This is a genomic window from Streptococcus sp. SS-4456, from assembly GCF_036680365.1.
Taxonomy (GTDB): Bacteria; Bacillota; Bacilli; order Lactobacillales; family Streptococcaceae; genus Streptococcus.
Map to the genome: position 1 here is coordinate 1 of NZ_JAVIHI010000021.1, position 12,887 is coordinate 12,887.

A 12,887-nucleotide genomic window follows, 5' to 3' on the forward strand; every position below is an offset into this window, starting at 1 on the left:
TCAAAATTCCTGTTTGGGCTAGCCCAAACAACTTAACCTCTGGAACTCTAGTTATCAATGAACTTGTTGCACTTGACTTGACAACGTGCGATTTTTTCTTCAACCTAAAGAAAGGATAGAAAAATCGAACAGTTACAGCTGAAAAACGATACCAAATCCTATCTCCTCACCGATTGCCCCATTTTGAAATAGGTGTGCCGCTTGCCTCTGACCGCCAGGGACAAGGCCAAGATATTTTCAGGGTCTGGCATCCGACCGTAGCCCCCATCTCCGATATGGTGAATATCCGAGCCCACCCGCTTGTTGCTGAGCCCAAACTCCCGCACCGTCTGGCTGTCCGCACTCTCTTGACTGGTCCCGATAGTCGAAATAACCAAAGCCCCACGCGCCTTGACCTGACTAATGATTGGTGCCACAATCTCCTCACGCACACCCGGTACTGTTCCGACCGCTGGTATGAGGACACCGTCTGCCCCCAGCTCCACAAAGTCCAGCAAGGCTTGGCTGTCCTCGACCGACTCTCCCAGACCTGCACCGTGCATTTTTCCTGCAAAGATGAGGCCTTCAAAGTGTTCTTTGGCAAGGCCAATAGCAGAGCGGATTGTAGCCATAGACACACCCGTAGCAGGATTACCTGTCAGCATGATAAAATCTACGCCAAGGGCTTGGGCCTGTCGCAGACTTTCTGGACTAACCTGACGACCCGGTTTGAGAAAAACCTGCTGGTCTTGGACTTCCTGACTAGTATCCACAGGCTCCAAGTTAATCCCAACCAATCGACCCGTCAACCGCTTGATTTCAGCGATAGGATTATCGCAGTCGTAAAAATCAACAATCTCCGGATGAAAGACATCCAATTCATTGAGCACCAAGAGGTCGCAACCAAAAGCAGCCATCATCTCCGCATTGGTCACCCCTGCAATCAAGGGAGCCGCTGTGACCACCGTTTCTCCCATGATAATCCGACCTTCGCTGGATAAAATGGACTGCTTGAGCTCCTCCTTGGTCGCTCCCACCATATCACTAGCATAGCATGACAATAAACGTTTCATAAGAACCTCCACAATGATAGGTATAAAGTTTGTAATCGCTTTCTTTTGTTAGATAAAGAAAAGAGATTATCTCTCTTTCTTATTGATGGATAGGATAGCTAGCACCCCTGTCCCTGTATGGGTAGCAATGATCGGACCCAACTCAGTCAAGAGAACATCGGTCACACGGCTATCTTCCAACAAGGTCGCTTTGATGGCTTCAGCAGCCTCTAAATCACCTGTATAGGCCACCATGACCGTGGAATGATCCAAACCGTCCAAGGTCAGGTTTAGCATTTCCTTAATCCCTTTTTTACGGCCACGGATTTTGGCAATGGCTTCTAACTTCCCTTCCGCATTGAGAGCAAGAAGAGGTTTGATATTGACCAATCCTCCAATGAGAGCTGCTGCCTTGGACAGGCGGCCACCACGCACCAAATGGTTGAGGTCGTCGACCAATAGATAGGTCCGTAGGCGTGGGACCAAGTCCTCGATGAGCGCCTTAGTTTCAGCTAATGACTTACCCGTTGCACGCGCTTGATCTGCTTGAATAACCAAGTACCCTTCACCAATAGCCGCCGCCTTAGTATCTACAATTTCGATAACAGCATCAGGATAATTGTCCAAGACCATATCGCGTGCAATAATTCCACTCTGATAGGTTCCTGAAAGAGCAGATGAAAAGGCTAGGTAAAGCACCTCTTTGCCTTCCTTGACTGCCGCTTCAAAAACTTCTTCAAACTGACCAACATTGACCTGACTGGTTGTCGGAAGGCCTCCAGTCGCCATTTTATCCAGCAGATCCGCTGAGGTCAAGCGGTTTTCCCCAACGGTTTCATAGGTTACGCCGTCTAGGTTAATGGTCAAACCAAGCACGGTCACATCATTTTCTTGGACCCAGCTGATTGGCAAATCCGATGTCGAATCGGTTACGATTGTAAATGTCACTCTTTCATTTCCTCCATCATTTCTTTTAAAGCTTGAAAATTCCCATCTGACCAGGGATTGAGGCGCGGAGTGTAGAGTTCTACCTGGTCCACAAACTTGTCCAAATCCTTCTTGATAACCCTGGTTCTCTCCTCCAACTCACGCGCCGAAACCCTTAAGGCACCTTGTGAAAAGACCACCCATTGTTCATTGAGGTCGCTGGTTGCGACGGAAACCTGCTTACGACGGTCACTATTGAGCTGGGCACTAAGCCGTTCAATGTAGCTATCTGCCGCCTCTTCCTCATCTGTAAAAATGACCGATACCTTGAATTCGTCATACTGCTGGCGAAGGCCTGGCACATGGTGGGCATCAAAGACACAAATGACCTCGATCTGTTCAAAAGCTGCATAATGAGACAGGGTTCGAAGCAAGGTCGTTCTGGCCGCATCCAAGTCTCCCTTTTTAAAATCCTGCTTGGTCGATTGCCAAAAAGCAATCATATTGTAGCCATCTACGATGAGAACTTTTTCTTTCATTTAGATTTTCTTCCGAAATACTTCGTACATGAGCACAGCGGCTGCCACACTGGCGTTGAGGGATTGGACATGCCCTTTCATGGGAATGGTAATCATCTCATCGACCTGCTTTTTGATATTGCTGGAGATGCCCTTGCCTTCGTTGCCGATAATAAGGGCTAGCTTGCCAGCTGTATTCCACTTGTGGCTTGGGGTTCCGTTCATATCCGTACCAAATACCCAGAAACCAGCCTCCTTGAGTTTGTCTAGGGTTTGGCTGAGATTGGTCACTCGGGCGATTGGGACATGGGCCACCGCACCTGTGGAGGTCTTAGCCACAACAGGCGTCACCCCAACTGCTCGGTGCTTGGGAATGATGATGCCTGCAACCTGAGTGGCATCTGCTGTCCGCAAAATCGAGCCGAAGTTGTGGGGGTCTGTCAGACCGTCCAAGATGAGAATGAGGGGATTGTCTTCCCGCTCTGCCTTTTCCAAAATCACCGACAGGTCCGCATAGGCGAACTCAGAGACCCGCAGGACAAAGCCTTGGTGGACCGCACCTTCTGTCATGTCAGACAGGGTCTTCTTGGGCGTCCAAGAAATCGACACCTTTTTCTCTGCCGCTAGCGCCTTTATTTTTTCTACATTTTTTCCGCGTAAATCATCCTGAATGTAGAGTTTGTTGCCGGTGTTGGCCTCCAAACTTTCCACCACAGCATGTACGCCATATACGATATCATTATGTTCCATGGTTTTATTATAGCATATTTTTGAAAAGGAAAAAGCCGAGAATTTCTCAGCTTTCTTAGTTCACACTGTTTTCCAAATAATAATGTTGGGCAACATACCAGTTGACACCCCCTTGTTCCGGATCTGTGTCATATTCGCTTGCCTCTAACTCCCCACGACTATTGATCCGATAACTCCAATCTCGTGGTTCAAAATTAGGGTCTGATGGTACAGTTACATCTGCATAAACTAAACCATCCTCAGCCATACGAACACTTATGACAACCTGGTCTTTTCGATACTTTTCAATCATGACGCTACGGCTAAATAAATCATCCATGATCCAAGCTTTTACCTGATCTGTCGTTAAGTTTTTGGTATCAACCTGCGGTACAGGATTATGCAAATCTGTCAACGAAATCCAACCCTGTCCTGACTTTAATCTGCCCCAACTATGTCCTTCCTTTTGAGTCGTCTCAACTATCGTGTACATTCCAGGTTCTATATTGGTCACAACTTCTCCAGATAAACTAGGTTCCTGACGAATAACCAGTCCTTGTTTTTTAATATCCACAGTAAACAATTGAACGGCGCTACCTACCTGAGACTGGCTAGAAGCTTGCGAACTTCCAGCAGTCTTGCTAGTTGATACTTCGCTAGTCGAGCTCTCTTCAACCACAATCGTTTCATCTGTATCTTCTGCAACAACTAGATTGACTGAACTTCCTCTCTTTACCTTATTTCCTCCACTTGGAGAAGACATTGAGACATTCCCAGGCTGAACCGACTGTCCACCAACTTCTGTTATTGTCCCGACCTTTAACCCCTCTTCATACAGTAAATCCTTAGCTTCAGATAGCTCAACACCATATAATTCAGGTACTGTAACTTGAGAAATATCTTGGTAGACAAAATATAAACCAGCCATTCCTAACACAGCCACAACACTTGAAATGATTAGCCATATCTTTCGTCTTTTTGCGTCTGCCAAACGTTTCTCAGCTTGCTCTCTTTGATAATTCTCATAATCTTCCTCAGCTTCGCTGAGCATTTGCTGGATGACAAATCGTTGACTCTCATCCGTAACCTGTGCTAAATGCAATCGTAATTGAAAAATTCTGTCCTTAAATTCTTTTTCAATTTGACGCTCATGCTCTTTTTGCAAAATGTTATTTTGTTTTTGAAGTGCTATTGCTTGAGAGTTCATAGCAGAGGTTTGAGCATCCATTTTTTGCTTCAATTCATCATGTCTCTGCCGCTCTTCAAAATCTCGCATCCATTGATCCATAATAATCATCTCCTCATAAAATATTGGTTATTATCCATAAACAAAATCTATTTTATTTTAGTATAGCATAACACCTAAATTTGTCAATCCTCATTTTCACCCCGTTTCAATCTAACTTTTGACAAATAGCAAAGCCTATGATATTCTGATACCTATTACTTGTCCGTACAAGCGGACACAAAAGGAGAATATATGACACTTGTATTTGGAATTGTGGCGGGACTGATTGCCTTTGCTATCGGTGGTTTGTGGTATGGTTTGATTTTCCGCGACGCTTGGATCAAGGCTTCAGGCATTGACATGGCTAAGGTAGAAGCAGATCGTCAGGCTGGAAAAAATGGTCAGAAGGAAATGATCATTTCCTTAGTCATTGAAGTCTTGACTGCTATCATCGCCATCTTCTTCATCAAAACCCTCGGCATCTCTCCCCTACACGCAGCTGGCGGTATGGGCGTGATTGCAGTCCTTGCTTCATTGAAAAACTACGTCTTTGAGCAACGCCCTATCAACCTCATCCTCATCAACGAAAGCTACAAGCTGGTCTGCTACCTAGTAGTTGGTATCCTAGCTCTATTTGCATAAGATCAACCCTCCTAGCCTTAGGAGGGTTTTGTTTTATGGTACAATAGAAAGAGATTAAGACCAAAGGAGCCACCATGTCCCTCTCCCTCCGAACGATTAAACTGATTTTTGCCACCGTTCTAGCTATCTACCTAGCGACCGCCCTAGGCTTATCTTATGCGACAGCAGCAGGCATCATCGCCATTCTCAGCGTCCTCGACACCCGCAAGTCCAGCTTCAAAATGGCTCGCGATCGCCTCTTTTCCACCCTGCTGGCCCTGACCATAGCTGTCCTGACCTTCGCTCTCTTCGGCTTCGGCATCTGGACCCTGGGCATCTACCTGGCCCTCTATGTCCCTCTGGCCTACCGTTTCAACTGGGAGGCTGGCATCGCCCCATCGACCGTCCTCGTCACCCATCTCTTGCTGGAGCAGGATATTTCGCTGGCTTTTTTGGTAAATGAGCTGGCGCTTTTTCTGATTGGGGCAGGACTGGCACTCCTGTTTAACCTCTATATGCCCTCGCAAGAAAAGAAAATCCAGGCCTATCACGACCAAGTCGAAGACCTGCTCAAGCAGATTCTCCTTCGCTTTGAAGCCTTTCTACTTAACGGCGACGGACGAAACGAGGCTGAATTGATTACGCAGCTGGATAAGACCTTAGATGAGGCCCTGAAGGTCGTCTATCTGGACCGCCACAACCAGCTCTTCCAGCAGACCAACTACCAGGTCCATTACTTTGAAATGCGGGCCGCACAAAACAAAATCCTGCGGACCATGGCAGAAAATATCAACAAATGTTTACTGGAAGGCAGAGAAAATGTCATCCTGTCCAGCCTCTTTGAGCGAGCAGCCCAGCAACTGAGCCGAGAAAATTCTGCCAAGGAACTGCTCCTGGACATCGAACTCTTCCATGCCACCTTCCGCGAGCGACCTCTACCGCAAACCAGGGAAGAATTTGAAACCCGTGCCACCCTCTTCCAACTCCTACACGATATGGAGGCTTTTATTCGCCTCAAGGTTGATTTTTACGAAGTCTATAAAGACCAAGAACCGTCAGTTTAAACCGACGGTTCTTCTATTTTTCCATGAAATTCATCTGATACTTGGTTGTGCAAATGCACGAAAGATAGGCCCATCATGACCGCATTCCCTGCAACTGCAATCATAAATTCTTCCTTGGAAGATACCTTTCCTAGCCAAATGGAGAGGATTAAAATGAGATTATAAAGCAAAATATAAAGAGCCGTTATACGAATTTTTTTCAATAGTGCCTTCATAAGAACCTCCTGTAAGTGTTTTCTACATTTATTATATAGAATTTAATAAAAAAGCAAGTATTTATGTGTTCTCAACCCCAAAAAACCGCCAGATTTTCATCTAGCGGTCAGGTGTTTTATGAACGATTTTAGAATGGTTAGACAATCGCCTTGCTTGTTTCATCATCAAAGAAATGAGCTTTGTTGAGGTTGAAGGTCAAGCGAACTTTATCTCCTGGGTTGTGGTAGTCGCGTGCATCAACGCGAGATACGAATTCAGTGTTTCCAACCTTAGAGTAAAGCATGGTTTCTGCACCGAGAAGCTCCGATACAACTACTTCTGCTTCTACGATTGAAGATGGATAAGTGTCCAATTCCAACTGAGAAGCCTTGATGTCTTCTGGACGGATACCGAGGGTAAATGATTTGCCATTGTATCCTTTTTCTTCCAAGTGCTTGCGACGACCTTCTGGAAGAGCTACCTTGAAGCCATCACCAGCAAGTACACCGTCTTGAAGTGTTACTGTAAAGAAGTTCATAGCTGGGCTACCGATGAAGCTAGCAACAAACTTGTTAACTGGGCGGTTGTAGAGCTCTTCTGGGCTACCGATTTGCTCGATACGGCCGATTGTACCTGTACCTGCTGGGTTTTTAGTTGCAGACATGATAACGATACGGTCTGCCAAGGTCATAGCTTCTGTTTGGTCGTGGGTTACGTAGATGGTTGTTGCACCGATACGGCGGTGGATTTTGGCAATCTCGGTACGCATGGACACACGCAATTTGGCATCCAAGTTTGACAAAGGCTCATCCATCAAGAATACTTTGGCATCACGGACAATAGCACGTCCCATGGCAACACGTTGGCGTTGTCCACCTGAAAGGTCTGCTGGTTTGCGTTCCAAGAATTCTGTCAAACCAAGGATTTGAGCAGCTTCTTCTACACGTTTTTTGATTTCGTCCTTGCTGTATTTACGCAATTTCAAACCAAAGGCCATATTGTCAAATACAGTCATGTGTGGGTAAAGGGCATAGTTCTGGAAGACCATGGCAATATCGCGGTCTTTTGGAGCCACATCATTCATGAGAACGCCGTCGATGTAAGCTTCCCCTTCTGTGATATCTTCCAAACCAGCAATCATACGAAGAGTTGTTGACTTACCACATCCTGAAGGACCTACGAATACGATAAATTCCTTGTCCTTGATGTCCAGGTTGAAATCTTCAACAGAGTAGTGCTCGCTGTTTGGGTATTTTTTATAGATATTTTTTAAATTCAATTGAACCATGTTCAATCCTCGCTTTCTTTGATGGTTTTATTGTAAATGAAAACGCTTTATTTTTCTATGTCAAGTTGACCAAAAGAAAAAAGATATTCTGTGCAAGTTGCACAAAATATCAAAATTGTCTATCTAATAATACTTGATAGCAGAAACTCAAGTCAGTCAGGTCTTTTAATTGGAGTCCCGTCAAATCCTGCCATTTTTCCAAACGATATTGGAGAGTATTGCGGTGGATATAGAGGACCTGAGCAGCCTTGGTAACAACAGCTCCTTCTGTCCACAGGGCTAGAATGATAGCCTGCATATCTTGCTGATCTATCAGCTCTAGCATACTGGCTTTTATCAGGCTAAATTCTAAGCCTGCTCTGCCTTGTCCCCAAAGAAAGAGTTGACTAAAGGAGAGGACGGTTGACTGCTGGTAGCGTGCCCGCCAGTGAGCAAAGAGTTGTACTTCTGCTTGATAGAGTCGAGGCCAGTGGTCTGCAACGTGTTTGGGCCAGACCTGCCCAACAAAGAGGGTCAACCGCAAGCCAAAGTCAAACTCCAAGGCCGATAGGGTGTCCTGCAAAACGGTCTGATGATCCATCCAGGTGCCCTGCTCCAATACAATGAGATAATCTTGAGGTGTCAGCTGCACCTGAGCCAGTTGACTGGGCAGGAGGTCGGTCATCATGGCCTGCCAGGCATCCAGCTGGGCCTCTTTTTGCGACCAAAGGTGGATATGGATAAATTGAATGGTCTCAACTGTCTGAGGAATCCTTCCCTGACCTTGTAGATAAGACTGCCAGGGACTTGACTGGACCTGCTTTCGAGGATGAGATAGCAAGGACAAAAGGTAGCCTTCCCGATCCGTCAAGTCTGCATCAGACAAGTCCAGATAAGATCCGTCGCCCAATTGAAGTGAGCATTCACCCTCTACTTGTGACAACTTTGCCTGCGGAAACCAGCTTACAAGTTCCTTTTCGTCCATCTTATCCCCTTTCTATTTTGTCAATACACCAGCCCACCAGTTCATCCAGGCGCTCAATCTGATCAGTCATGTGCAGGTATCCCAAGACAGCCTCAAAGCCTGTGGACATCCGATAGGTCACCACGTCCGCATTCTTGGCCTTGGTGTGACTGTTGGTGTTGCGTCCCCGCTTGTAGATTTCTTCCTCTTTTTCGGTCAATAGCTGAGCTTCTAAGAGGGCGGAGACCAGACTTGCCTGTGCCTTTGCGGAAACGTATTTGTTGGCCTCTCCATGCAATTTGTTAGGCTTGGTCAGCCCCTTAAAAATCAAGTGCCGTCTGATATACATGGAGTAGACAGCATCCCCTTCAAAAGCCAGGGCAATTCCATTGATGAGATTGACATCTACTACCTTAGTCACGTGTCCACCTCACACCATCCTTGGTATCCAAAAGTTTGATGCCCTGAGCCGCTAATTCATCACGAATCCGGTCAGCCGTCGCAAAGTCCCGATTGGCACGCGCTGCTTGACGTTCTGCTATCAAGGCTTCGATCTCGCTGTCCAAAACTTCTTCTTCAAAGACAATACCAAAGACAGCGAGCATCTTGCCAAAGGCTTCTTTTACAGTTTCATCATAGTTGCCTGAGTTGATCCATTTGGCAAAGTCAAAGATAGCCGTAATGCCATTTGCCGCATTAAAGTCATCATCCATGGCTGCTTCAAAGGCCACCAGATGTAATTCAAGAGCTGACTTATCCACAGAGTTTTGCACAGGTTGTGTATAAGTATTTTTCAGATATTTGAGATTGATTTCCGCATCTGAAATAGCCTTCTCAGTGTAGTTGAGTGGACGGCGGTAGTGCTGGGTCGATAGGAAGAAGCGCAAGACCTGACCGTCAATTTGTTCCAACATATCATGGGCTGTCAGGAAATTGCCCAAGGACTTGGACATCTTCTCATCGTTGATATTGAGCATAGCATTGTGCATCCAGTAGTTGGCAAAGGTTTGACCTGTTTTGCACTCAGACTGGGCAATCTCATTGGTATGGTGAGGGAATTCCAAGTCCGCACCGCCACCGTGAATGTCAATGGTAGCTCCCAAAATCTCTGTCGCCATAACCGAACACTCGATATGCCAACCTGGACGACCTGCTCCCCAAGGGCTTTCCCAAGATACTTCACCCGGTTTAGCAGATTTCCAAAGGGCAAAATCAAAAGGATGCTCCTTGAGTTGACCTTCTCCCTCAACCCGACCAGAAGCACCAGCCTCTAAGTCAGATAGGGTTTTATTGGCCAATCGGGCGTAGTTTTCAGCCTTTTCCACACGGAAATAAACATCACCAGCCGCTTCATAGGCGTAACCCTTGTCAATCAAGACCTGCACAAAATCAATGATTTCATCCATGTAGTCGATGACACGAGGGTTTTTGGTAGCTGGTTTGACACCCAGTTTTGCCACATCTTCCTTGAAAGCTACGATAAACTTATCAGAAAGTTCCTTGGTTGTCATACCAGCTTCATTAGCAGCCTTGATAATCTTGTCATCCACATCCGTAAAGTTAGAAATGTAAGCTACATCAAAGCCACGGTATTCAAAATAGCGGCGGATGGTATCAAAAGCCACGACACTACGGGCATTACCGATATGGATATAGTTGTAAACCGTTGGACCGCAAACATACATCTTGACCTTACCCTCTTCCAAGGGCACAAAGTCACGCAGACTGCGAGTCATGGTATCGTAAATTTTTATCATAGTTTCTCCATTACTTCTGAGTATTCTTTAGGACTTGATACTTTTGATACAATTTTACTAGCCAATAAGCTGTCGCGGCCAACCAAATCATCCCTACCTGCCAGCTTCCTTGAGAAAATTTAAGGATAAACATGATTGTCCCAGCAATGGCGGTCAACACATAAGGCCAGTTTTGTCTTACTAATTTTTTTAACATGATCTACTTTCTAATTTTCTTGCAATCGCCATGGCCACTTCAAAGAAGGTCATGCTGTCAGCCGTCCGTTCCTCTCGACGGGCATCCCATTCATTCTTGTGGTGGTCCACATAGTCTGCCGTGTAGAAAAATTGATAGACCTTGGCCTGACGAAAGTTTGCCCAGGCCATGATAGCAGAAGCTTCCATATCGACCACCATGGCACCAGCAGCTAGGCGACGCTTGACCTTGGCAGCTGTTTCCCGAAAGAAAGCGTCCGTGGTCCAGGTCTTAGCCCGCACGTGTTCGATTCCTGCTTGGTCCAAGGCCTTTTCCATGGTCAATAGAGAAGCAGGGTCATAGCTGATTTCCTCGCTGGCAGGAGCGTAGTGGTAGCTAGTTCCCTCATCCCGAAGAGCAGAGCTAGGAAGGATAATCTTATCCGCAGCAAGCGACTTATCCAGCACCCCACAAGAGCCAAGAACGATAAAATTTTCAAAACCACAGGCTCTCAGCTCTTCCAGATGACCAACTGCCATTGGAGCACCTATTCCTGCCAACATGACCGCAACCTGCAGTCCATCGCTCTCCAAAATATACCAAGGATGACGACCATTTAATGTCTGAAGATGACCACCTTCTCTGCTCTCAGCTAGCTGACTTACTCGGTCCACGATTTCCCCATTGAAGGAGAAAATCATGGTGTCACATACCTCTCCGCCACCACGGATAGCTTTGTTCGTTGGTTCAATAACTGCAGAGGTGTTTTCAAATTCTTCTAATAGCATCTCAACCTTCTTTCGGGTCTAAGTAGACCACTTGTGTCTGCTTTGTAAAACCGATATTTTCATACAGCCGCTTAGCGATGAGGTTATCATCTTCGACAGCGATTTGAAAAGGTTTGTCGTTTTTCGTGATAAGGTCATTGATGACAGCTTTGACTAAGTAAGTACCGTAACCTTTTTGTTGCTGGTCTGGTGCGATAGCTAAACCGTAAAGATAGTTATCATCGGTCGATATATCTACTGTGCAAGAGCCTATAACCGCTCCGCTATGTTCCAAAAGGTAAAGCAAGCTGTCCGCATCAGCGATAGCCTCACGTGCGTAACGAAGAGCCACCTCATAGTCGCTATCAAAGACCTTTGTCTGAAAACGTGCAATGTCATCTGCATGGTAAGCCTGTGCCAAACTTACTGTGAGTTCAGCCTGTTGTGAGAACTGATAAGGCTCTCGCTCACGTCCCAGCCATGTCTCAGTATCCGTATCTTCTACCAAGTTCCATGCTGTCGCAAGGTCTGGGTGCTTATCAAGAAAGACACGTTCGGTCTGAAAGGTCACACTAGCGATAGGATAGTTAGCCGTCTTCGTCAGGTAGCAATCATAGAGCTTGCGTGCCAGACCCTGTCTGCGGTAGTCTGGGTGCACGATAATCGCAAGCTCCACATCCTCATCATCGGCATACACAGTCAAGAGCCCCACCAACTGTTCGCCTTGATAAGCCAAGAAAAAAGCTGGCATTTCAGGGTCAAAGTTGAGCATATTTGACAGGTAAGGGGCACGATAGGTCCCGTCATGGGATTGTACAGTGCTTATCAGAGTTTTTGCTGCGGACAACTGCTGGGGATTTAGGACATTAGTTGCTGTTATCATGCTTATTTTTCCTCTCTATGGCTAACTCACATAGGACTTACCATATGTGGCTTTCCTACAAATGCGACGAACGATGGCTAGCCTCTCTCAGCTCTGCCAGTTTGGTGGTGTAGTGTTCACGACCACCTTCCATGTCATGAATGACTTTTTCATCTTTCTTACCGTGGACACGGACGATTTTGGCAGGCATACCGACGACTGTCACATCTGCTGGAACATCGGCTAGAACAACGGCAGCTGCACCCACTTTAGCATTTTCCCCAATCTCAATAGGACCAATAACTTGAGCGTGGGCAGAAACCAGAGCTCCTTTTCGAACGGTCGGGTGGCGTTTACCGCAATCCTTACCAGTACCTCCCAGAGTCACCCCGTGGTAGAGCATGACCCCCGACTCGATAATGGCAGTTTCTCCGATAACTAGGCCTGCACCGTGGTCAATGAAGACCCCTGAAGCAATTTCCGCACCCGGATGTATCTCAATATTGGTCCAAAAACGCCAGAACTGGCTGTGCATCCGAGCCAGTAGCCTGAAACCTTTCCTCCACATGAAGTGGGAAATCCGGTGGGCAGCCAAGGCCTTGACACCAGGGTAGGTCAAAAGGACTTCCAAGCTGGTCCGTGCCGCCGGATCTTTTTCTTTCACAATTTCAATGGTTTCTTTCCACCAACCCATAGTCACTCCTTTTAGTGAGAAAACATCTGGGACAGTCAGTCCTAGATGTTTTCATCATTTTACATATATTGCGTCGTAGGCATCTGAG

The 12,887-nt window shown here is 46.4% G+C and carries 16 protein-coding genes; 2 read left to right on the forward strand and 14 right to left on the reverse strand.

Annotated features, from left to right (window positions below):
* Nucleotides 1–158: 158 nt before the first annotated feature.
* The 5 genes from RFK25_RS06990 to RFK25_RS07010 form a co-directional block, all read right to left on the reverse strand.
* The gene (locus tag RFK25_RS06990; protein ID WP_332412537.1) at nt 159–1,052 is read right to left on the reverse strand and encodes a DUF7916 family protein; all 894 of its coding nucleotides are present in this window, start codon (nt 1,050–1,052) and stop codon (nt 159–161) included.
* A 66-nt stretch (nt 1,053–1,118) separates the two neighbouring features.
* Nucleotides 1,119–1,979: a DegV family protein gene (locus RFK25_RS06995; protein ID WP_332412539.1), complete on the reverse strand. Its 861-nt coding sequence runs from the start codon at nt 1,977–1,979 to the stop codon at nt 1,119–1,121.
* Entirely contained in the window at nt 1,976–2,497 is a 522-nt protein-coding gene (locus RFK25_RS07000; protein ID WP_332412541.1) for an NYN domain-containing protein, read from the reverse strand. The genes RFK25_RS06995 and RFK25_RS07000 overlap by 4 nt, the downstream gene beginning before the upstream one ends.
* Nucleotides 2,498–3,226: a 23S rRNA (guanosine(2251)-2'-O)-methyltransferase RlmB gene (gene rlmB / locus RFK25_RS07005; protein ID WP_024405302.1), complete on the reverse strand. Its 729-nt coding sequence runs from the start codon at nt 3,224–3,226 to the stop codon at nt 2,498–2,500.
* Nucleotides 3,227–3,281: 55 nt separating this feature from the next.
* Nucleotides 3,282–4,493: a PASTA domain-containing protein gene (locus tag RFK25_RS07010; RefSeq protein WP_332412546.1), complete on the reverse strand. Its 1,212-nt coding sequence runs from the start codon at nt 4,491–4,493 to the stop codon at nt 3,282–3,284.
* A 192-nt stretch (nt 4,494–4,685) separates the two neighbouring features.
* On the opposite strand from RFK25_RS07010, the gene RFK25_RS07015 reads away from it, so the two are divergent.
* On the forward strand, nt 4,686–5,075 hold the full coding sequence (locus RFK25_RS07015; RefSeq protein ID WP_332412548.1) for a DUF1761 domain-containing protein: 390 nt from the start codon (nt 4,686–4,688) through the stop codon (nt 5,073–5,075).
* A gap of 74 nt (nt 5,076–5,149) precedes the next feature.
* On the forward strand, nt 5,150–6,118 hold the full coding sequence (locus RFK25_RS07020; RefSeq protein ID WP_332412550.1) for an aromatic acid exporter family protein: 969 nt from the start codon (nt 5,150–5,152) through the stop codon (nt 6,116–6,118).
* Here RFK25_RS07020 and RFK25_RS07025 read toward each other — a convergent pair.
* The 9 genes from RFK25_RS07025 to cysE form a co-directional block, all read right to left on the reverse strand.
* The gene (locus RFK25_RS07025; RefSeq protein WP_332412552.1) at nt 6,115–6,333 is read right to left on the reverse strand and encodes a hypothetical protein; all 219 of its coding nucleotides are present in this window, start codon (nt 6,331–6,333) and stop codon (nt 6,115–6,117) included. The genes RFK25_RS07020 and RFK25_RS07025 overlap by 4 nt on opposite strands.
* Before the next feature lie 137 nt (nt 6,334–6,470).
* Nucleotides 6,471–7,601, reverse strand: a complete 1,131-nt coding sequence (locus RFK25_RS07030; protein ID WP_044677868.1) for an ABC transporter ATP-binding protein — start codon at nt 7,599–7,601, stop codon at nt 6,471–6,473.
* Nucleotides 7,602–7,710: 109 nt separating this feature from the next.
* A complete protein-coding gene (locus RFK25_RS07035) occupies nt 7,711–8,565 on the reverse strand; it encodes a helix-turn-helix domain-containing protein (protein ID WP_332412555.1) in 855 nt (284 codons plus the stop codon).
* Nucleotide 8,566: 1 nt separating this feature from the next.
* Complete coding sequence (locus RFK25_RS07040) at nt 8,567–8,965, reverse strand: Mini-ribonuclease 3 (RefSeq protein ID WP_332412557.1); 399 nt, start codon at nt 8,963–8,965, stop codon at nt 8,567–8,569.
* Nucleotides 8,958–10,301 (reverse strand): cysteine--tRNA ligase, encoded by a 1,344-nt coding sequence (cysS, locus tag RFK25_RS07045; protein ID WP_332412559.1) that lies wholly within the window; start codon nt 10,299–10,301, stop codon nt 8,958–8,960. Before cysS ends, RFK25_RS07040 begins: the two co-directional genes overlap by 8 nt.
* A gap of 10 nt (nt 10,302–10,311) precedes the next feature.
* Nucleotides 10,312–10,497 (reverse strand): hypothetical protein, encoded by a 186-nt coding sequence (locus RFK25_RS07050; protein WP_009910840.1) that lies wholly within the window; start codon nt 10,495–10,497, stop codon nt 10,312–10,314.
* Nucleotides 10,491–11,264 (reverse strand): nucleoside phosphorylase, encoded by a 774-nt coding sequence (locus RFK25_RS07055; protein ID WP_332412561.1) that lies wholly within the window; start codon nt 11,262–11,264, stop codon nt 10,491–10,493. The genes RFK25_RS07050 and RFK25_RS07055 overlap by 7 nt, the downstream gene beginning before the upstream one ends.
* A 1-nt stretch (nt 11,265) precedes the next feature.
* The gene (locus tag RFK25_RS07060; RefSeq protein WP_332412563.1) at nt 11,266–12,126 is read right to left on the reverse strand and encodes a GNAT family N-acetyltransferase; all 861 of its coding nucleotides are present in this window, start codon (nt 12,124–12,126) and stop codon (nt 11,266–11,268) included.
* A gap of 55 nt (nt 12,127–12,181) precedes the next feature.
* On the reverse strand, nt 12,182–12,799 hold the full coding sequence (gene cysE, locus RFK25_RS07065) for a serine O-acetyltransferase (RefSeq protein ID WP_332412565.1): 618 nt from the start codon (nt 12,797–12,799) through the stop codon (nt 12,182–12,184).
* Between the last annotated feature and the right edge of the window lie 88 nt (nt 12,800–12,887).

Bases quoted from the DNA above. Each gene is read 5' to 3' on its own strand.
- RFK25_RS06990 (WP_332412537.1), bottom strand. From the start codon at position 1,052: ATGAAACGTTTATTGTCATGCTATGCTAGTGATATGGTGGGAGCGACC.
- RFK25_RS07000 (WP_332412541.1), bottom strand. From the start codon at position 2,497: ATGAAAGAAAAAGTTCTCATCGTAGATGGCTACAATATGATTGCTTTT.
- rlmB (WP_024405302.1), bottom strand. From the start codon at position 3,226: ATGGAACATAATGATATCGTATATGGCGTACATGCTGTGGTGGAAAGT.
- RFK25_RS07010 (WP_332412546.1), bottom strand. From the start codon at position 4,493: ATGGATCAATGGATGCGAGATTTTGAAGAGCGGCAGAGACATGATGAA.
- RFK25_RS07015 (WP_332412548.1), top strand. From the start codon at position 4,686: ATGACACTTGTATTTGGAATTGTGGCGGGACTGATTGCCTTTGCTATC.
- RFK25_RS07020 (WP_332412550.1), top strand. From the start codon at position 5,150: ATGTCCCTCTCCCTCCGAACGATTAAACTGATTTTTGCCACCGTTCTA.
- RFK25_RS07025 (WP_332412552.1), bottom strand. From the start codon at position 6,333: ATGAAGGCACTATTGAAAAAAATTCGTATAACGGCTCTTTATATTTTG.
- RFK25_RS07030 (WP_044677868.1), bottom strand. From the start codon at position 7,601: ATGGTTCAATTGAATTTAAAAAATATCTATAAAAAATACCCAAACAGC.
- RFK25_RS07035 (WP_332412555.1), bottom strand. From the start codon at position 8,565: ATGGACGAAAAGGAACTTGTAAGCTGGTTTCCGCAGGCAAAGTTGTCA.
- cysS (WP_332412559.1), bottom strand. From the start codon at position 10,301: ATGATAAAAATTTACGATACCATGACTCGCAGTCTGCGTGACTTTGTG.
- RFK25_RS07050 (WP_009910840.1), bottom strand. From the start codon at position 10,497: ATGTTAAAAAAATTAGTAAGACAAAACTGGCCTTATGTGTTGACCGCC.
- RFK25_RS07055 (WP_332412561.1), bottom strand. From the start codon at position 11,264: ATGCTATTAGAAGAATTTGAAAACACCTCTGCAGTTATTGAACCAACG.
- RFK25_RS07060 (WP_332412563.1), bottom strand. From the start codon at position 12,126: ATGATAACAGCAACTAATGTCCTAAATCCCCAGCAGTTGTCCGCAGCA.
- cysE (WP_332412565.1), bottom strand. From the start codon at position 12,799: ATGGGTTGGTGGAAAGAAACCATTGAAATTGTGAAAGAAAAAGATCCG.